The sequence below is a fragment of the Aeromonas sp. FDAARGOS 1414 genome (genome assembly GCF_019047065.1).
Classification (GTDB): Bacteria; Pseudomonadota; Gammaproteobacteria; order Enterobacterales; family Aeromonadaceae; genus Aeromonas; species Aeromonas veronii_A.
On sequence record NZ_CP077210.1, the window covers coordinates 60,239 to 79,102 of the forward strand.

The 18,864-nt window shown below is 60.9% G+C and carries 13 protein-coding genes; 11 read left to right on the top strand and 2 right to left on the bottom strand.

Features of this window, described 5'->3' with window-relative positions:
* Positions 1–90 precede the first annotated feature (90 nt).
* Positions 91–2,193, bottom strand: a complete 2,103-nt coding sequence (locus tag I6L44_RS00315; protein ID WP_216952948.1) for a methyl-accepting chemotaxis protein — start codon at positions 2,191–2,193, stop codon at positions 91–93.
* A 274-nt stretch (positions 2,194–2,467) separates the two neighbouring features.
* On the opposite strand from I6L44_RS00315, the gene gltX reads away from it, so the two are divergent.
* The gene (gene gltX / locus I6L44_RS00320) at positions 2,468–3,883 is read left to right on the top strand and encodes a glutamate--tRNA ligase (RefSeq protein WP_076360502.1); all 1,416 of its coding nucleotides are present in this window, start codon (positions 2,468–2,470) and stop codon (positions 3,881–3,883) included.
* A 140-nt stretch (positions 3,884–4,023) separates the two neighbouring features.
* Here gltX and I6L44_RS00325 read toward each other — a convergent pair whose 3' ends face one another.
* The gene (locus tag I6L44_RS00325; protein ID WP_216952949.1) at positions 4,024–5,274 is read right to left on the bottom strand and encodes a methyl-accepting chemotaxis protein; all 1,251 of its coding nucleotides are present in this window, start codon (positions 5,272–5,274) and stop codon (positions 4,024–4,026) included.
* A 100-nt stretch (positions 5,275–5,374) separates the two neighbouring features.
* Between I6L44_RS00325 and I6L44_RS00330 the strand changes: the two genes are divergently transcribed.
* The 10 genes from I6L44_RS00330 (at position 5,375) to I6L44_RS00375 (ending at position 18,650) form a co-directional block, all read left to right on the top strand.
* A complete protein-coding gene (locus I6L44_RS00330) occupies positions 5,375–6,124 on the top strand; it encodes a potassium channel family protein (protein WP_254204246.1) in 750 nt (249 codons plus the stop codon).
* A gap of 147 nt (positions 6,125–6,271) precedes the next feature.
* Complete coding sequence (locus tag I6L44_RS00335) at positions 6,272–6,877, top strand: TIGR04211 family SH3 domain-containing protein (RefSeq protein ID WP_216952951.1); 606 nt, start codon at positions 6,272–6,274, stop codon at positions 6,875–6,877.
* A 313-nt stretch (positions 6,878–7,190) separates the two neighbouring features.
* Positions 7,191–10,355 (top strand): bifunctional proline dehydrogenase/L-glutamate gamma-semialdehyde dehydrogenase PutA, encoded by a 3,165-nt coding sequence (putA, locus tag I6L44_RS00340; RefSeq protein WP_216952952.1) that lies wholly within the window; start codon positions 7,191–7,193, stop codon positions 10,353–10,355.
* A 200-nt stretch (positions 10,356–10,555) separates the two neighbouring features.
* A complete protein-coding gene (gene nudC / locus I6L44_RS00345) occupies positions 10,556–11,335 on the top strand; it encodes an NAD(+) diphosphatase (protein ID WP_216952953.1) in 780 nt (259 codons plus the stop codon).
* 182 nt (positions 11,336–11,517) lie between these two features.
* Positions 11,518–12,585 carry a uroporphyrinogen decarboxylase gene (hemE, locus tag I6L44_RS00350; protein WP_041217975.1) on the top strand — a complete coding sequence of 356 codons (1,068 nt, stop codon included), beginning with the start codon at positions 11,518–11,520 and terminating at the stop codon, positions 12,583–12,585.
* A 180-nt stretch (positions 12,586–12,765) separates the two neighbouring features.
* Complete coding sequence (locus I6L44_RS00355) at positions 12,766–13,695, top strand: ROK family protein (RefSeq protein ID WP_216952954.1); 930 nt, start codon at positions 12,766–12,768, stop codon at positions 13,693–13,695.
* A gap of 60 nt (positions 13,696–13,755) precedes the next feature.
* Positions 13,756–14,766 (top strand): erythrose-4-phosphate dehydrogenase, encoded by a 1,011-nt coding sequence (gene epd / locus I6L44_RS00360; protein ID WP_005335438.1) that lies wholly within the window; start codon positions 13,756–13,758, stop codon positions 14,764–14,766.
* A gap of 61 nt (positions 14,767–14,827) precedes the next feature.
* Complete coding sequence (locus I6L44_RS00365; protein ID WP_005340965.1) at positions 14,828–15,991, top strand: phosphoglycerate kinase; 1,164 nt, start codon at positions 14,828–14,830, stop codon at positions 15,989–15,991.
* A 115-nt stretch (positions 15,992–16,106) separates the two neighbouring features.
* Positions 16,107–17,186 carry a class II fructose-bisphosphate aldolase gene (gene fbaA / locus I6L44_RS00370; protein WP_005340963.1) on the top strand — a complete coding sequence of 360 codons (1,080 nt, stop codon included), beginning with the start codon at positions 16,107–16,109 and terminating at the stop codon, positions 17,184–17,186.
* A gap of 159 nt (positions 17,187–17,345) precedes the next feature.
* Positions 17,346–18,650 (top strand): FAD-binding oxidoreductase, encoded by a 1,305-nt coding sequence (locus I6L44_RS00375; protein ID WP_216952955.1) that lies wholly within the window; start codon positions 17,346–17,348, stop codon positions 18,648–18,650.
* The last annotated feature ends 214 nt before the right edge of the window (positions 18,651–18,864 follow it).

Here is an 18,864-nt window from a genome sequence, read left to right on the forward strand (position 1 = left end):
CTCTCACTACATTGCCTGCCATCAGGCAAATTCGTCGCCTATGGTAAACGGACTCGCCCCCGAGGGGGAGAGTCCTGAGGCGGAAAATTATCAGCTGAGACGAAATTGACCCAATAATTGCTGCAATTTGTCGGCAGCCTGACGCAATGCCTGACTGGCTTTGGCCGTTTCGGTCGCATCCTGAGCAATGTCGTTGGCCAGTGCGTTGGTTTTTGACAGGTTGCCGGAGACGGTTTCTGAGACCGAGCTCTGCTCTTCGGCGGCGGAGGCGATCTGATAGGTCATGTCGTTGATGGTGGAGATTGCCTGGTAGATGCTGCCGAGCGCCTCTTCCGCCAGATCCGCCTCGCCCACCGCCTGATGGGTCAGCTGCTGGCTCTGGGTGATAGCGTTGACTGCATTGGTGGAGCTGAGGCGGATCTTCTCGATCAACTCCTGGGTGTTCTGTACCGCCTGCTGGGTATTGCCCGCCAGTTTGCGCACCTCGTCGGCTACTACCGCAAAGCCGCGGCCCTGCTCGCCAGCCCGGGCAGCCTCGATAGCGGCGTTGAGAGCCAGCAGGTTGGTCTGGTCGGCAATCCCCTGAATGACGGTGAGGATGCTGGTGATCTGGGCGCTGTCGTGGGCCAGCCCTTCCACCACTTCGGCCCCTTTACCGGCTTCTGCCGCGACCTTGTGCATCGACAGGATCACCTGCTGGAAGCGCTCCTTGCCCTGATCGGCAGCGCTTTGCGCCTGTTTAGCCGAGTCGGCGGTATTGTTGGCGTGGGTGGCGACCTCCTGACTGACGTAGGACATCTCCTGTACCGCGGTCAGCATCTGCTCCATCTCGGCCTGATGATGCTGCAGATTGTTGTCGGTCTGACCGGCAATGCGATCGGTGTCACCGGCGTAGCGGTTCACCTCGCTGGCAGTCTTGAGCACATCCCCGAGCAACCCTTGCAGCTTGTCGATAAAGCGGTTGATCCCCTTGGCGAGATCCCCCAGCTCATCCACCGAGCGGGTCGTGAGGCGTTTGGTGAGATCCCCTTCACCATCGGCGATGTCATCCACCAGGCTGACCATCTGACGGATGGGGCCTGTGATGCTGCGTGCAATCACCAGCATGGTGGCCAGCGCCAGCACCAGTACGATAACGGCGCCCACCAATTGCTGGGTCATGGCTGCTTGGTTCATGTCGCTCAGCTGGCTTTCCAGTTGATCGGCCCCCGCCAGTACCACCTTGTAGGGCAGGGTGACTATGATGGCCCAGTTGCGGCTCATGCCCGGCACCATGATGGGGACGGAAATACGGAATGACTCGTCCAGCTCCTGACGCTGAACTTCCGGTTTCAGGTACTGTTGCCACTGGTTGCCCAGCACCTTACTTGCGCTGCTGCCGAGCAGGCTGGCATCACCGCTGGTGCCGGTGATGACACCGGCGGCGCTGACGATCAGGGTTTCGCCCTTGCCGTCATAGATATTGCTGTTGAGGCTCTTGGCCTGACGACTGATGGAGTCCACCGCCAGGTCGAGGGCTGCGATGCCGCGGAACTGGCCATTCACCATGATGGGGGTGGTGATGGTGCTCACCAGCACCTGCTGACCGTTGATATCCACCTTGAAGGGATCGATCAGACAAGAGCGCCCTTCCCGTTTCGGGCAGGCGTAGTAGTCGTTGGCGGGATTGCCGAATTCGTCTGGGTCGGTTTTTTCGATGGAGAGCAGCAGATCGGTACCGATTTGATCCTTGTCGCGATAGAAATAGGGCACGAAGCGCCCCTTGTCGTCACTGCCCAGCGCACTCTGGCCAGCAAAGCTGGCATCCTGACCGTCGAAACCGTTGGGCTCGAAGCCAGCGAAGGCGCCATAGAGCTGGGGCTCCAACGCCAACTGTGCTTTGAGCAGGTCGGTGGCCTGCTGGCGATCCAGCGGCAGTTTGCCCTGTTGTTGCAGGGCGAGGGCGCTGGCCATCTGCTGGGTGTAGGAGAGCCCTTTTTGCAGCAGTTGGGTGATGGTGGCCGCCTCGGCGCGGGCATTGGCGCTGACCTTCTGCCATGCCTCCTGCTGCAGCGCTTCACGGCTGGAGCTGATGGTGAGTTGTTGGGTCTGTTTGCCGGAGTATTGGTTGAGCAGGATCAGGATGACCAGGGCTGCGGTCATGGCGATCCCGGCCATCACTAGAATGCGATTCTGGATAGAACGGAACTGCATCGTCTCTTCCTTGTTCGTGAGAAGTGTGGTGAGCGTTATTTGGGTATCGACCGGAGGAGGCAGCTCTCCAGCATTGTGCATAGCAAATCGGAAACGGGGCTTCTGTTTTGCGATCCTCTTCAAATATCGGGCTACAGATACAAATGGCGACAGATTTAATCCCCTACTTTAGCCCGCAATGGCGTCATGGTTTTCCCATCCGTGATTGTCGGTGCTAAAATGCGACGGTTTTTTCTAACGAATTGGCCCAAGGCCCTCTACACAAGGCTTAAAGATGAAAGTCAAAACCCGTTTTGCTCCCAGCCCGACCGGCTTTTTGCATGTCGGCGGTGCCCGTACCGCACTCTATTCCTGGTTGTTTGCAAAGAACCAGGGCGGTGAGTTCGTGCTGCGTATTGAGGATACCGACCTGGAACGTTCCACTCAGGAGGCGATCGACGCCATCATTGAGGGCATGGAATGGCTGGAGCTGAACTGGGATGAGGGCCCCTACTACCAGACCAAGCGCTTCGATCGCTACAACGGTCTGATCGACGAGATGCTGGCCGATGGCCGCGCCTACAAGTGCTACTGCTCCAAAGAGCGTCTGGAAGCACTGCGCGAAGGCCAGATGGCCAACGGCGAGAAGCCACGTTACGACGGCAAGTGTCGCGACCACGCCCACGATCACCCGGCCGATGCGCCGCACGTGATTCGCTTCCGCAACCCGACCGAAGGTTCCGTGGTGTTCGATGACCACGTCCGTGGCCGCATCGAGTTCGCCAACACCGAGCTGGACGATCTGATTATCCGCCGTACCGACGGCGCGCCGACCTACAACTTCTGCGTAGTGGTCGATGACTGGGATATGGAGATCACCCACGTGGTGCGTGGTGAAGACCACATCAACAATACCCCGCGCCAGATCAACATCTACAAGGCGCTGAACGCGCCGGTACCTGAGTTTGCCCACGTATCCATGATCCTGGGTGACGATGGCGCCAAGCTCTCCAAGCGCCACGGTGCAGTCTCCGTGATGCAGTACCGCGACGACGGCTACCTGCCGGAAGCGCTGCTGAACTATCTGGTGCGTCTGGGCTGGTCCCACGGCGATCAGGAGATCTTCAGCCTGGAAGAGATGATCAAGCTGTTCAGCCTGGATGCCATCTCCAAGTCTGCCTCCGCCTTCAACACCGACAAGCTGTTGTGGCTGAACAACCACTACATGCGCAGCCTGGATCCGGCCTATGTTGCCAAGCATCTGGCATGGCACATGGAAAACCAGAAGATCGACACCAGCAATGGCCCCGCGCTGGCCGACGTGGTCACCCTGCTGGCCGAGCGCTGCAACACCCTGGTCGAGATGGCCGCCCAGAGCCGCTACCTGTTCGAAGAGTACGAGGCCATCGACGAAGCCGCTGCCAAGAAGCACCTGCGCGGCGTGGCTGCCGAGCCGCTGGCTCTGGCCAAAACCAAGCTGGCTGCACTGGATAGCTGGACTACCGAAGCGCTGCACGAGCTGATTGAAGCCACTGCCGCCGAGCTGGGTCAGGGCATGGGCAAGGTTGGTATGCCGCTGCGTGTGGCCGTCACCGGTCTGGGTCAATCCCCTGCCATCGACGCCGTAATGGCATTGGTGGGCAAGGAGCGCGTACTGGCGCGTATCGACCGCGCACTGGCTTACATCGAAGCCCGTATGGCTGCCGAGTAAGTTGTGCAAGAGTGGGCAAAGCGATAGCCGAGCCTGCCCTTTGTCCGATAGAAAAAATCCGAAACCACTGGTTTCGGATTTTTTTATGGCCGGGAGCGGCGGCAGGGCACAACGCGGTCATGCCCGACCAGGGCGAGCAGTCAGGCGAGCTTGAAGGAGTGGATCTGGCTGTCGAGCTCCTTGCTGTGCTGTTCGACCAGCTCGGAGGCCTCTTGCAGCTCGCGCAGCACCACGACGGAGCCTTCGGCAATCTGCTTGACCTGTTCCAGATTGCCGCGCATCTCTTCGGCGACCGAGCTCTGCTGCTCGGAGGCGGCGGCGATGTGGCGGTTCATGTCGGCGACACCCTGTACCCGCTGCACTATGGTGGCGAGCTGGGTACCGGCCTGGGTCACCTGTTCCACCCCCTTGTCGGCCTGGCGCACGCTCTGGGCCATAAGTTCGGCGGCCTGACCGGCATTGCCCTGCAGCTGTTCGATCATCTTCTGGATCTCGACGGTGGCGGCCTGAGCCCGGTTGGCCAGCTCGCGCACTTCGGAGGCCACCACGGCAAAGCCACGACCCGCTTCACCGGCGCGAGCCGCTTCGATGGCGGCGTTCAGTGCCAGCAGGTTGGTCTGCTCCGAGATGCCGCGAATGGTGTCGACCACAGAGCCAATGCGCTCGACCCCCTGCTCCACCTCGTTGACCACGGTGGCGGAGCGCTGGATGTTGCCGGAGAGGGTGTCGATGGTGCTGACGGTATCGGCGACGCAGCGGCTTCCCTCTTCCGCCAGCTGGCTGGTTTCGGCGGTGGCGTGAGAGGCCTGATCCGCATGGGCAGCCACTTCGCGAATGGCGCCGACCATCTGGCTCATGGCGCTCGCCAGCTGTTCGATCTGGGTGAACTCTTCGTTGATCGCTTCGTTGGCCTCCTCCATGCAGAGGGTGACCTGAGAGGCGATGTCGTTGAGCTCCTTGCAGGCGGCGCGCTGGTTGTTAAACACTGCTTTGAGGTTCTCCTGCGAGTGGGAGACCGCCTTGGCGATGTCACCGAATTCATCCCGAGATTTGAGCAACACCTTGTGACTGAGATCCCGCTTGGCGAAGCGCTCCAGCAGATCCACCAGATAGTGCACCTGCTTGACCATCAGGCGGGAACCGGTCATCAGCAGGATCACGAACAGCAGCCCCATGATGGTGGTCTCCATCAGGCCGCTCCAGAGCAGGCGGTCGGCAATGGCGTTGGCTTTGTCCGGATCAAGCCCCTCGCTGAGCAGGGTGGTCTCCAGATTGTTGGTATCAAACCAGAGTTTGGTCAGTAGCAAAATGGTACTCACCACCATCAGCAACACCACTTTCGGCACCAGCCGAATGTTGCTCATCCGCTTCTCCAGCAGGTTCAACTGCATCGTAAAATCTCCTTTGAATATCGCTTTTCCTTTGCCCTCAAGGCTATCGGCATTATCTTCTCTTTTATTAATTCGCACTGTGCTTAAAGTTGGAAAATGTATGCGACATCACTTAACTCATCTACGGGCGATGGATCTGCTGATGGCATTTCTGTCGATTGTCTCGGTTCTGCTGGTGACGGCCCGCTGGTGGGGCCACGAAACCCTGACTCCCCAGACCCTGCAGCTCTTCTATGACCTGGACAGTCTGATCTGCTACTTCTTCCTCGCGCATTTTGCTTATGGCTGGATCCGTGCTCCAGACCGCAAAGCCTACTTCAAGGCAAACTGGTTCTATCTGCCGGGTAGTCTGCCGATGGTGGAGCAGCTGCGTTGGGCCCGACTGCTCCAGTTGTGGCGGGTCTATCAACTGTTCAAGGAGCACCCGGATCTCTGGGCCATGTTCCGTCGCGAGCGCAACGAGACCACCCTCTCCGGCATCCTCTTCCTCTTCGTCCTGCTGCTGGGATTGGGCTCCGGCGTCATGTACTGGATTGAGTCTGGTCAGCCCGGCAGCCAGATTGAGACCCCCTATGACGCCTTCTGGTGGACGCTGGTGACCCTGTCGACCGTGGGCTATGGCGATCTGGTGCCCAAGACCGAGGAGGGGCGGTTTGTCGCCAGCCTGCTGATCCTGTTTGGGGTCGGTCTGTTTGGTGCCATCAGCGGTTTTATGGCAAGCATCTTTTTGCAGCCGACCAAGGAGAGCGAGACCGACAAGTGGCGTCATCACTACAACAACCAGCAAGAGGAGTTGCTGCGAGAGATCCGCGCCCTGCGCAGCGAGGTGCGGGAGCTAAAAAACAAGTGAGGCCAAGGGCGGGCAAGTTGCGAGGTGACTCGCAACTCCGCGCTTTATATCCGGGGGGGCGCTGCTTTTTCTTTGCTTGTCCTTTAGCCTGCTGGCGGCTTAACATTCAACCTCTTGTCCAAACCAGAAAAAGAGAACCGATCGACCATGCGCGCCCTTCTCGGGATTTTGATCTGCTTGTGTGCCCAACAGGCACTGGCCGATACCCGTTATGTTTCAGACAACATCTTTACCTATATCCACAATGGTCCGGGTACCCAGTACCGGATCCTCGGTAGCGTCAAGGCTGGTGAACCGCTGGAGGTGAAGGCGGTGAACGGCGAGGCCGGATTCACCCAGGTGGTGGACGGGCGTGGCCGCGAAGGGTGGATAAAAAGCAGCGAACTACAGAGTGAGCCCAGCTTGCGTGAGCGGCTCCCTCAGGTTGAAAAGGAGCGGGATGAGCTCAAGGCCCGCCTGCAAAATCTCAACGGTGACAACGAGAAACGCTTTACCGAAAAGGATGGCCAGATCGCTGCCCAGAGCAAGGAGATCGCCGCTCTCAAGGCCCAGTTGGTCAGTCAGGGTGAGGAGATGAGCAATCTCAAAGAGCAGAATGATGCCCTGACCCAGAGCTACGACAACCAGGAACACGACATGCAGATGGACTGGTTTATCCGTGGTGGTGCCATGGTGGGGGCCGGTATCCTGCTTGGTATCCTGCTGCCGATGCTGCCCCGTCGTCGCAGTCGTGGCGATCGCTGGATGAACTGACAGCATTTGGCTGAATAAATTGATGAGAAGGGTCGCCGTGGCGGCCCTTCTTTTTTTGGGGCGTATTGGGGGGATGGGTGGCTGCTTTGCGATAGAGCGGTGGCAGATCGTATACAAAATGAAGTCAGATGACCCTCATGTTTATTGGCGGGCTGGCTTCAAAAGGGAATGAATGGGGTGAATTAGCGATCTTTGTTAAAGAGTGGCAACAAATTCATTTCATATAGGGGAGGATATTGTATACATTGTCGGCGTTTCGGCGGCGCGACCGCCTTTGTCGATATCAGCCCTAGGGCGTACAGGAAGACCCCATATGTTCAAAGCTACTCAAGTGCTTGCCGCTGACTATATCCCCTCTGATCTGGCCGCCCTGCGCGAAGCCATCACCCAGAACTACGTGGTGGATGAAAATGCCTATCTGGCCGAACTGTCGGCCATGCTGCCGGGGGATGGCGCCTCGCTGGAGCAGGTGACCCAGCGTGCCCGTACTCTGGTGACCAAGGTGCGCAAGGAGAGCGGCTCCGGTGACGGTATCGACGCCTTCCTGCAGGAGTACAGCCTGGATACCCAGGAGGGGATCATCCTGATGTGTTTGGCCGAGGCGCTGCTGCGGATTCCCGATGCCGAGACCGCCGACGCCCTGATCAAGGACAAGCTCTCCGGCGCCAACTGGTCATCCCATTTCCGCAAGAGCGACTCTACTCTGGTCAACGCCTCCACCTGGGGACTGATGCTGACCGGCAAGATCATCAAGCTCGATAAAAAGCTCGACGGCAACCCGGCCAACCTGCTGGGGCGCATGGTCAACAAGCTGGGCGAGCCGGTGGTGCGATCCGCCATGTACGCCGCCATGAAGATCATGGGCAAGCAATTCGTGCTGGGGCGCGACATGAAAGAGGCGCTCAAGGCGAGCCGCAAGTCCCGCGAGAAGGGTTACACCCACACCTACGACATGCTGGGGGAGTCCGCCCTGACCCTGGCCGATGCCGACAAGTATTTCGGTGACTACCAGCGCGCCATCGAGGCGGTGGGCAACGAGCGCATCAGCGACGGCGGCCCGGCCCCTTCCATCTCCATCAAGCTGTCGGCGCTGCATCCGCGCTATGACGTGGCCAACCGCGAGCGGGTGCTCGGCGAGATGTGCGAGCGGCTGGTAGGGCTGGTGCGCCTTGCCCGCGACAAGGACGTGGCCATCAGCATCGACGCTGAAGAGATGGACAGACTCGAGCTCTCCTTGGACCTGTTCGAGCAGCTCTATCGCTCCGAGGCGAACCGCGGCTGGGGCAAGCTCGGCATGGTGGTGCAGGCCTACTCCAAGCGTGCCCTGCCGGTACTCTGCTGGCTGACCGGGCTGGCCCGCGAGCAGGGGGACTTGATCCCGGTGCGGCTGGTGAAGGGCGCCTACTGGGACAGCGAGCTGAAATATGCCCAGCAGGCCGGCCTGCCCGGCTACCCGCTGTTTACCCGCAAGGCGGGTACCGACATCTCCTACCTCGCCTGTGCCCGCTACCTGCTGAGCGAGCCGACCCGCGGCTTCATCTCTCCCCAGTTTGCCACCCACAACGCCAATACCGTGGTCAGCATCCTGGAGATGGCTGGCGATCGCCAGTTTGAATTCCAGCGTCTGCACGGCATGGGGGAGGAGCTGCACAACGCCGTACTGAACGAACATCCCGGCCTGCACTGCCGCATCTATGCGCCGGTGGGTGCCCACAAGGATCTGCTGCCCTACCTGGTGCGCCGTCTGCTGGAGAACGGGGCCAACACCTCCTTCGTCCACAAGCTGGTGGACCCCAACACCCCGGTCGACTCCCTGGCCGAGCACCCGCTGCGCACCCTCAAGCGCTACTCCAGCCTGGCCAACGATCGCATTCCGCAGCCGGTGAACCTGTTCAGCGACCGCAAGAACTCCAGCGGCGTCAACATGAACATCGTCTCCATACAGCGCCCCTTCTTCGCCAAGCTGAAGGAGCTGGAGAGCAAGCAGTGGCTGGCGGGTCCCATCGTCGATGGTGAGACCCTCAAGCGCAACGAAGCCCGCGTGGTGCTGAGCCCGCAGGATGTGAGCCAGCTAGTGGGCAAGATCCACTGGGCCGACGAGCAGGCGGTGGAGCAGGCGCTGGCCTCGGCCCATGCCGCCTTCCCGCGCTGGCGCGAGACGCCGGTGAGCGAGCGTGCCGCCGCCCTTGAGAAACTGGCGGATCTGCTGGAAGCGAACCGCGAGCAGTTCATCTCCTTGTGTACCCGCGAGGCGGGCAAGCTGCTGCAGGATGGCATCGACGAGGTGCGCGAGGCGGTGGACTTCTGCCGTTACTACGCGGTGCAGGCCCGCGGCCTGATGGGGCAGGCGACCCTGCTGCCCGGCTACACCGGCGAGATGAACGAGCTGTTCCTGCAGGGGCGTGGCGTGTTCGTCTGCATCAGCCCGTGGAACTTCCCGCTGGCGATTTTCCTGGGACAAGTCGCCGCGGCGCTGGCCACCGGCAACACCGTCATCGCCAAGCCGGCCGAGCAGACCGGTCTCATCGCCCACCTGGCGGTGACCCTGGCTCATCAGGCCGGCATTCCGGGCGACGTGCTGCAACTGCTGCCGGGTGACGGTGCCACCGTGGGCGCCAAGCTGACGGCGGATGCCCGCATTGGCGGCGTCTGCTTCACCGGCTCCACCGAGACCGCCAAGCTCATCAACATGACCCTGGCCCAGCGCGATGGCGCCATCCTGCCGCTCATCGCCGAGACCGGCGGCCAGAACGCCATGATCGTCGACTCCACCGCCCTGCCGGAGCAGGTGGTACGCGATGTGGTGAGCGCCGCTTTCCAGAGCGCCGGCCAGCGCTGCTCCGCCCTGCGGGTGCTCTACCTGCAAGAAGAGATCGCGCCGCGGGTGCTGGAGATCCTGACCGGTGCCCTGCAGGAGCTCAAAGTGGGCAACCCGGCCGAGCACAACACCGACGTGGGCCCGGTCATCGACGCCGAGGCCAAGGCCGGGCTGGATGCGCACCTGGTGCACATGATCCCGCGTGCCCGCCTGATCGCGCAGGCGCCGATGCCGGCCGTGACCCTGGGGGGCCACTTCGTGCAGCCGACCGCGCTGGAGATCGGCTCCATCCGCGAGCTGACCCGCGAGCAGTTCGGCCCCATCCTGCACGTGGTGCGCTACGCTGCCCGGGATCTGGACAAGGTGATCAGCGACATCAACGGCACCGGTTACGGGCTGACACTGGGGATCCACAGCCGCAACGAATCCCATGCCGAGGAGCTGGCGAGCCGCATCAACGTGGGCAACGTCTACATCAACCGCAACCAGATCGGCGCCATGGTCGGGGTGCAACCGTTCGGCGGGCAGGGCCTCTCCGGCACCGGTCCCAAAGCGGGCGGCCCCCATTACCTGAGCCGTTTCATTACCGAGAAGACCCGCACCATCAACACCACTGCGGTGGGCGGCAACGCCTCCCTGCTGGCGATGGGCGACGCCTGATCGACCGTGACCGACATCAGGCCGCCTGCGGGCGGCCTTTTTCATGGGCGTTCTCATGAGCATTGAAAAGCCGCCATCTTGGGGTCGCCACCCGGCTTGCCGCGTCTTAATATGGTGGCCGGTTGTCGCTTTCATCCGTCACCGCCGCCCAGCCCCGGGCGCGCATTCCGACCGACGTCACAACAAAGAGTGCTGCATCTATGCCATTAACCGAACAGGCCCGCTGGTTCGTGCTGGGGGGCGATCACCTCGTCCTGCTGGATGACCAGGGGCGCATTCCACAAGGCCCCCGTGCCTGTCTGCCCAGCCACTTGCAGCATGCCGCCTTTGAGCGCTTTGACGAGTGGGACGGGCTGCCCTGCCTGCTGCTGGATCTGGGGGAGGCGGCTGACACCGAGGTCCTGACTCCCCTGCGCCAGCTGATGGTGGCCGGGGATGAAACGGGTTTTCAGCTGGCCGGCCGCGCCTGGCAACTCGCCACCTTTCGCCGCACCCACCGCTTCTGCGGCGAGTGCGGCGCCCCCATGAGCCCGAAGGTGGGGGAGTGGGCGCAAGGGTGCCGCCATGGCCACGTCGTCTATCCGCGCATCTCCCCCTGCATCATCGTGGCGGTGCGCAAGGGGCCCGCCATCTTGTTGGCGGCCCACCGCCGTCACTATCAGGCCGAGGATCCCATGTATACCGTGCTGGCTGGCTTCGTGGAGGCGGGGGAGAACCTCGAGCAGTGCGTGGCGCGGGAGGTGTTCGAGGAGAGTGGCATTCGGGTGCGCAATGTGCGTTACGTGGCGAGCCAGCCCTGGCCCTTCCCCCACAGCCTGATGATGGGCTTTACCGCCGACTACGAGAGCGGCGAGATCAAGGTGCAGGATGACGAACTGGTGGCCGCCGCTTTCTTTGCCGCCGACCGGCTGCCGCGTTTGCCGCCCCACGGCACCATTGCCAGGCGGCTGATCGAGTTGTCACTGGCTGGCGAGGGGTAACGAGGCGCTTATCTTTTAGCCAACCTTTTTGCACCTCTTTTTAAAAACGGGGCGCTCTGGTTTGCGCCCCTTCACATCTTTGCAACCGATCACCCATTTGCCACGTTTTGGGCAGTCCGCTCCGGTGGGCAAAGTGGTATTATGACCGCCATTTTATGCGTGATATGAATTCAGGAACTGGGATGAAAGAGCTGAAGAACGATCGTTACCTGCGTGCCCTGCTGCGCCAGGAAGTGGACATGACCCCGGTATGGATGATGCGCCAGGCTGGCCGCTATCTGCCGGAATACAAGGCCACGCGCGCCCAGGCGGGGGATTTCATGTCCCTGTGCCGCAACGCCGAGCTGGCTTGTGAAGTCACCCTGCAGCCGCTGCGCCGCTATCCGCTCGATGCCGCCATCCTCTTCTCCGACATCCTCACCGTGCCCGATGCCATGGGGCTCGGTCTCTACTTCGAGCAGGGTGAAGGCCCACGCTTCGAGCGTCCGATCACCTCCATGGCCGACGTGCAGGCGCTGCCGGTGCCGGATCCGGAAGACGAACTCGGCTACGTGATGAACGCGGTGCGCACCATCCGTCGTGAGCTCAAGGGCGAAGTGCCGCTCATCGGCTTCTCCGGCAGCCCCTGGACCCTGGCCACCTACATGGTGGAGGGGGGCAGCTCCAAGGCGTTCACCAAGATCAAGCAGATGATGTATGCAGAGCCGCAAACCCTGCACCTGCTGCTCGACAAGCTGGCCGACAGCGTGATTAGCTATCTCAACGCCCAGATCAAGGCGGGTGCCCAGGCGGTCATGGTGTTCGACACCTGGGGCGGCGTGCTCACCCCGCGCGATTACCGCGACTTCTCCCTGCAATACATGCACAAGATCGTCGACGGCCTCATTCGCGAGCACGACGGTCGCCGCGTGCCGGTCACCCTGTTCACCAAGAACGGTGGCCAGTGGCTGGAGCAGATCGCCGCCACCGGTTGCGATGCGCTGGGTCTGGACTGGACCACCGACATCGCCGACGCCAAACGCCGGGTCGGCGACAAGGTGGCGCTGCAGGGTAACATGGACCCCTCCATGCTCTACGCCAGCCCGGCCCGCATCCGTGAAGAGGTCGCCTCCATCCTGGCCGGTTTCGGTCACGGCAATGGCCACGTCTTCAACCTGGGGCACGGCATCCATCAGGATGTGAACCCGGAGCATGCCGGCGTGTTCGTCAACGCGGTACACGAGCTGTCCGCCCAGTACCACGGTCGCTGAGCGCCGCCGCCAGCACAGTGAACAACGGGGCCTGCGGGCCCCGTTTTGCTGCCTGCGGCGGGGGCTGCATCCTGACCGCCGCTCGGGTTACACTGCAACCCGGTAGCGGGCGGTTGACGGCAGGCGGGCATGGCAACGTGCACCCGGGCCTGACGCCCCAAGGTCATGGCTGGAGGCAGGATGAGCAACAGGTTGTTGGATTGGGGTATCGACCTTGGTGGTACCAAGTGCGAATGCGTGGTACTGGAAGGGGACGAGGTGCTGCTGCGCCATCGCATTCCCACCGAGCGTGCCGGCGGTTATGACCACATGATCGGCCAGATCGCCAAACTGGTGGCAGAGTGCGCCGACAAGATCGGTCAGCGGCCGACCCTCATCGGCATGGGGACGCCGGGGGCGCGGGATCCGCAAACCGGCCTGATGAAGAACTGCAACACCACCGAGCTCAACGGCAAGCCGTTCAAGGAAGATCTGGAGCGCCGGCTCGGCGTGCCCGTGCTGATCGCCAACGACGCCAACTGCTTCGCGCTGGCGGAAACCCATCTGGGGGCTGTGCGCCAGCACCACCCTGATGCCAAGGTAGTATTCGGCATCATCATGGGCACCGGAGTCGGCTCCGGCATCGTCATCAACGGCCGCATCCTCAACGGTCACCACGGCATCGCCGGCGAGTGGGGCCACAACGTGCTCTCACCCGACGGCCCCGAGTGCTACTGCGGCAAGCGCGGCTGCGTCGAGACCTTCATCAGCGGCCCGGCGCTGGAGGCCTGGTACGAGGCCAAGGCCAAGCGTCACCTCCCGCTGGCCAAGATAGCGGCGGCGACGGCTCACGATCACGTGGCCAAGCTCACCATCGACCGGCTGCATCTGCTGTTTGGCCAGGCGCTGGCCAACGTGGTCAACATTCTCGACCCGGATGTGATCGTCATCGGTGGCGGGGTGGGCAATGTGCAGAGCCTTTACAGCGCCGGACGGCAGACAATTTTGCCCTTCCTCTTTAATCCCCGCTTCGCAACCCCCATTATTGCTCCTGCCCTTGGTGACAGTGCCGGGGTATTCGGGGCCGCACTGCTGGCCCGCGGTGAATTCAAGGAGGCCCTGCTGTCGTAGCCGGGGCTCCCGGGCGGCCGGTGCGCCGCCCTGTTGCTGGTTCAAGGAAACGGATTCTCGATGATCAAGATTGCCATCAATGGTTACGGGCGGATCGGTCGCAACGTGTTGCGAGCCCTCTATGAAAGCGGGCGCGACAAGACCATCAAGATCGTCGCCATCAACGAGCTGGCGGCCCCCGAGGCCATGGTGCACCTGACCCGTTACGATACCAGTCACGGTCGGTTCCACCATCCGGTGCAACTGGCGGGCAACAGCATGCTGGTGGGGGAGGATCTTATCTCTCTGTTTGCCGAGCGGGATCCGTCAAAGCTGCCGTGGCGGGCGCTGGGGGTCGATGTGGTGCTCGATTGCACCGGGGTGTTTGGCTCGCGGGCCGATGCCGAGCTGCATCTGGCGGCGGGGGCGGGCAAGGTGCTCTTCTCCCACCCGGCGGATGCGGATGTGGATGCCACCGTGGTCTACGGGGTCAACCATCATACCCTCACCGGAGCGGAGCGGATCGTCTCCAACGCCTCCTGTACCACCAACTGCGTGGTGCCGGTGATTGAAACATTGCATCGAGAATTCGAGATAAATTGTGGTACTATTACGACAATTCATTCGGCCATGCATGATCAGCAAGTCATCGATGCCTACCACAGTGACTTGCGCCGAACCCGCGCTGCCAGTCAGTCCATCATACCGGTGGACACCAAGCTGGCAAAGGGGCTGGAGCGTATCCTGCCCCACTTCGCCGGCAAGTTCGAGGCGATCGCGGTGCGGGTGCCGACCATCAATGTAACAGCGATGGATCTCAGTATTACTGTTCGTAAAAAAGTGACAGTTACTGACGTAAATCAAGCCCTGCAACGGGCATCCAGAGGTACATTACACGGTATTCTGGATTACACGGAAGAACCGCTGGTCTCCGTAGACTTCAATCATGATGCACACTCCTGCATCATTGATGGTACCCAGACCCGGGTGAGCGATGCCAACCTCGTCAAGATGTTGATGTGGTGCGATAACGAATGGGGCTTCGCGAACCGGATGCTGGATACCACCCGGGCCATGATGGCCGCAGGCTGAGCCTGCCCCGGGCGAAAGGTTACTGTTTTTAACATTACCTGGAAAATATAGAGGACTGAATATGTCTGTTATCAAGATGACTGACCTGGATCTGGCGGGTAAACGCGTTCTGATCCGTGCTGACCTGAACGTACCGGTAAAAGACGGCAAGGTCACCTCCGATGCACGTATCGTTGCGACTCTGCCGACCATCAAGCTGGCTCTGGAAAAAGGTGCCAAGCTGATGATCACCTCCCACCTGGGTCGTCCGACCGAGGGTGAATACAACGAAGAATTCTCCCTGGCTCCGGTTGTCAACTATCTGAAAGACGCTCTGTCCTGCCCGGTTCGCCTGGCCAAGGATTACCTGGATGGCGTAGAAGTCGCTGCCGGTGAGCTGGTTGTGCTGGAAAACTGCCGCTTCAACAAAGGCGAGAAGAAGAACACCGAAGAGCTGGCCAAAAAATACGCCGCCCTGTGTGACGTCTTTGTAATGGATGCGTTCGGTACTGCTCACCGCGCCGAAGGTTCCACCTACGGTGTTGCACAGTTCGCTCCGGTCGCCTGTGCCGGTCCGCTGCTGGCGGGTGAACTGGAAGCCCTGGGCAAAGCCATGCTGAAGCCCGAGCGCCCGATGGTTGCCATCGTTGGCGGCTCCAAGGTCTCCACCAAGCTGACCGTTCTGGAATCCCTCTCCAAGATCGCTGACCAGCTGGTTGTCGGTGGTGGCATCGCCAACACCTTCATCGCTGCTGCCGGTCACAACGTCGGCAAGTCCCTGTGCGAGCACGACCTGATCGACACCGCCAAGAAACTGGCTGCCGAGACCAACATTCCTGTGACCACCGACGTGGTTGTAGGTGCCGAGTTCTCCGAGTCCACTCCGGCCACCATCAAGTCTGTTAACGATGTGACCGACGGCGACATGATCTTCGACATCGGCCCGGATTCTGCCAAGGCTCTGGCTGACATCATCATGAACGCCAAGACCATCCTGTGGAACGGTCCGGTTGGTGTGTTCGAGTTTGACCAGTTCGCTGAAGGCACCAAGGTGATCGCTGAAGCCATCGCTGCTTCTCCGGCCTTCTCCATCGCTGGCGGTGGCGACACCCTGGCTGCCATCGACAAGTTCGGCATCGCTGACAAAGTCTCCTACATCTCCACTGGCGGCGGCGCCTTCCTGGAGTTCGTAGAAGGCAAGGTACTGCCGGCTGTTGCGATTCTGGAACAGCGCGCCAAAGCCTAATTGACCCGGAACGGGGGGCAAAAGCCTCCCGTTTCGTTTATCATGTGCCCGCTGTGCCGGTTCATGATGAACCCCCCATTTTTTATTAACGGCATACGAGACAGGACGATTAAACATGTCTAAGAAAATTTTCGACTTCGTAAAACCCGGCGTGATCACTGGTGATGACGTTCAGAAAGTGTTCGCCATCGCTAAAGAGAACGGCTTTGCTCTGCCGGCCGTAAACTGCGTTGGTACCGACTCCGTGAACGCCGTACTGGAAGCTGCCGCCAAGGTTAAAGCGCCGGTTATCGTTCAGTTCTCCAACGGTGGTGCCGTGTTCACCGCCGGTAAGGGTCTGAAGCTGGAAGGTCAGAAAGCTGCCATCCTGGGTGCCATCTCTGGTGCCAAGCACGTTCACGCTGTTGCCGAAGCTTACGGCGTGCCGGTAATCCTGCACACCGACCACGCTGCCAAGAAGCTGCTGCCGTGGATCGACGGTCTGCTGGAAGCGGGCGAGAAGCACTTTGCTGAAACCGGCAAGCCGCTGTTCTCCTCCCACATGCTGGATCTGTCCGAAGAGTCTCTGGAAGAGAACATCGACATCTGCTGCGAGTACCTGACCCGCATGGCCAAGATGAACATGACTCTGGAGCTGGAACTGGGTTGCACCGGTGGCGAAGAAGACGGCGTCGACAACAGCCACATGGATCAGTCCGCTCTGTACACCCAGCCGGAAGATGTTGCTTACGCTTACGAGCGTCTGTCCAAGATCAGCCCGCGTTTCACCATCGCTGCCTCCTTCGGTAACGTACACGGTGTATACAAGCCGGGTAACGTCAAGCTGACCCCGTCCATCCTGGACGCTTCCCAGAAGTACGTTTCCGAGAAGTTTGGTGTTCCAGCCAAGTCTCTGGACTTCGTATTCCACGGTGGTTCAGGTTCCACTCTGGAAGAGATCCGCGAGTCCATCTCCTACGGCGTAGTGAAGATGAACATCGACACCGACACCCAGTGGGCAACCTGGGAAGGTCTGCTGAACTTCTACAAGAAGAACGAAGCTTACCTGCAAGGCCAGCTGGGCAACCCGGAAGGCGCCGACAAGCCGAACAAGAAGTACTACGATCCGCGCGTATGGCTGCGTGAAGGTCAGACTTCCATGATCGCTCGTCTGGAGAAAGCATTCTCCGACCTGAACGCCATCGACGTACTGTAATTCGTTACAGCACCTTGATTGCATGAAAAGGCGCCCTTCGGGGCGCCTTTTGCATTTCTGTGATCCGCACCGGTTGGTGAGTGGAGGAGGAACTGGGTATTATCGAAACAACTTTGCTTATTTTATTAAACAATTTGCAACCAAGGCAGGATGCTGAGTATGCAGGCAGGAAAGCACAACGGATATCAGGAGCACGTCGCCTCCTACTACGCGGCCACCCGCAACGACTCGCAACAGTGGCCCGAGCTGGAGGGGGAGCACAAGGCTGACGTCTGCATCATCGGCGGCGGCTTTACCGGTCTCAATACCGCCATCAATCTGGCTGATGCCGGTTACAAGGTCGCCTTGCTGGAGGCCAACCGTATCGGCTGGGGCGCCTCCGGGCGCAACGGCGGCCAGCTTATTCGCGGTATCGGCCATGACACCAGCCAGTTCGCCCGCTGGATTGGTGAGGATGGGGTGCGCGAGCTGGATCTGATGGGGCTGGAGGCGGTGCAGCTGGTGCGCGAGCGGGTCGAGCGTTTCAATATCGAGTGTGACCTCACCTGGGGTTACTGCGATCTGGCCACCCGTCAGCGCCATCTGGCAGGTTTCGAGGAGGATCTCGCGCATCTGGCGAGCCTCGGCTATGAGCACGACCTCAAACTGGTGCCGCGCGAAGATATCCATACAGTGGTGGGGTCGGATCGCTATATCGGCGGTCTTATCGACATGGGCTCCGGCCATCTCCATCCCCTCAATCTGGCGCTCGGCGAGGCGCGCGCCGCCGCCAGCCTCGGGGTTTCCCTGTTTGAACACTCCCGGGTGACCCATATCGACTACGGCAAGCAGGTCGAAGTGACAACCGCCCACGGCCGGGTCACTGCCGATTATCTGGTGATCGGCTGCAATGCCTATCTCAACGACCTAAATCCGGAGCTGGGGGGGCGGGTGCTGCCCGCGGGCTCCTACATCCTCGCCACCGAGGTGCTGGATCGCCGCTTGCGCCAGCGCTTGCTGCCGCAAAACATGGCGGTGTGCGATCAGAACGTGGCCCTCGACTACTACCGCCTCTCTGCCGATGGCCGTCTGCTGTTTGGCGGCGCCTGCAACTATTCGGGGCGAGACCCGAAGGATATCAAGGCCTTTATGTTGCCCAAGCTGCTGCGAGTCTTCCCCGAGCTGGCTGGCACTGCCATCGAGTTTCAGTGGGGCGGCATGATCGGGATCGGCGCCAACCGGCTGCCGCAGATTGGCCGCTTGAAGGAATACCCAAACGTGTTCTACGCCCAGGCCTATTCGGGTCACGGCCTCAACGCCACCCATATGGCGGGCAAGCTGGTGGCCGAGGCGATCCGCGGCGAGAGCCGGGGTTTCGATCTCTTTGCCAGCGTGCCCCATATCACCTTCCCCGGCGGCCCGGCGCTGCGCTCCCCGCTGCTGGCTTTGGGTATGCTGTGGCACCGGATGAAGGATATCTTCTGACCCCCATTGTCAGCCTGCGCAGTGATGGCTGAACGTGGCCCTTTTTGCCAACCCCTTGTTTATAGCGGGTTGGCACTATCGTTCCGCCCTATAGACCAAAAGATGCATTCGCGCCAATCTCGTCCCGTTGGCGCTATCTTTTAGGTGTGAGAGCGGTTATCTGCCAAGGGGCAAGGATTTGACAGATTGCCGAATATTTGCCGAGAAAGGGCTG

Bases quoted from the DNA above. Each gene is read 5' to 3' on its own strand.
- I6L44_RS00315 (WP_216952948.1), bottom strand. From the start codon at position 2,193: ATGCAGTTCCGTTCTATCCAGAATCGCATTCTAGTGATGGCCGGGATC.
- gltX (WP_076360502.1), top strand. From the start codon at position 2,468: ATGAAAGTCAAAACCCGTTTTGCTCCCAGCCCGACCGGCTTTTTGCAT.
- I6L44_RS00325 (WP_216952949.1), bottom strand. From the start codon at position 5,274: ATGCAGTTGAACCTGCTGGAGAAGCGGATGAGCAACATTCGGCTGGTG.
- I6L44_RS00330 (WP_254204246.1), top strand. From the start codon at position 5,375: ATGCGACATCACTTAACTCATCTACGGGCGATGGATCTGCTGATGGCA.
- I6L44_RS00335 (WP_216952951.1), top strand. From the start codon at position 6,272: ATGCGCGCCCTTCTCGGGATTTTGATCTGCTTGTGTGCCCAACAGGCA.
- putA (WP_216952952.1), top strand. From the start codon at position 7,191: ATGTTCAAAGCTACTCAAGTGCTTGCCGCTGACTATATCCCCTCTGAT.
- nudC (WP_216952953.1), top strand. From the start codon at position 10,556: ATGCCATTAACCGAACAGGCCCGCTGGTTCGTGCTGGGGGGCGATCAC.
- hemE (WP_041217975.1), top strand. From the start codon at position 11,518: ATGAAAGAGCTGAAGAACGATCGTTACCTGCGTGCCCTGCTGCGCCAG.
- I6L44_RS00355 (WP_216952954.1), top strand. From the start codon at position 12,766: ATGAGCAACAGGTTGTTGGATTGGGGTATCGACCTTGGTGGTACCAAG.
- epd (WP_005335438.1), top strand. From the start codon at position 13,756: ATGATCAAGATTGCCATCAATGGTTACGGGCGGATCGGTCGCAACGTG.
- I6L44_RS00365 (WP_005340965.1), top strand. From the start codon at position 14,828: ATGTCTGTTATCAAGATGACTGACCTGGATCTGGCGGGTAAACGCGTT.
- fbaA (WP_005340963.1), top strand. From the start codon at position 16,107: ATGTCTAAGAAAATTTTCGACTTCGTAAAACCCGGCGTGATCACTGGT.
- I6L44_RS00375 (WP_216952955.1), top strand. From the start codon at position 17,346: ATGCAGGCAGGAAAGCACAACGGATATCAGGAGCACGTCGCCTCCTAC.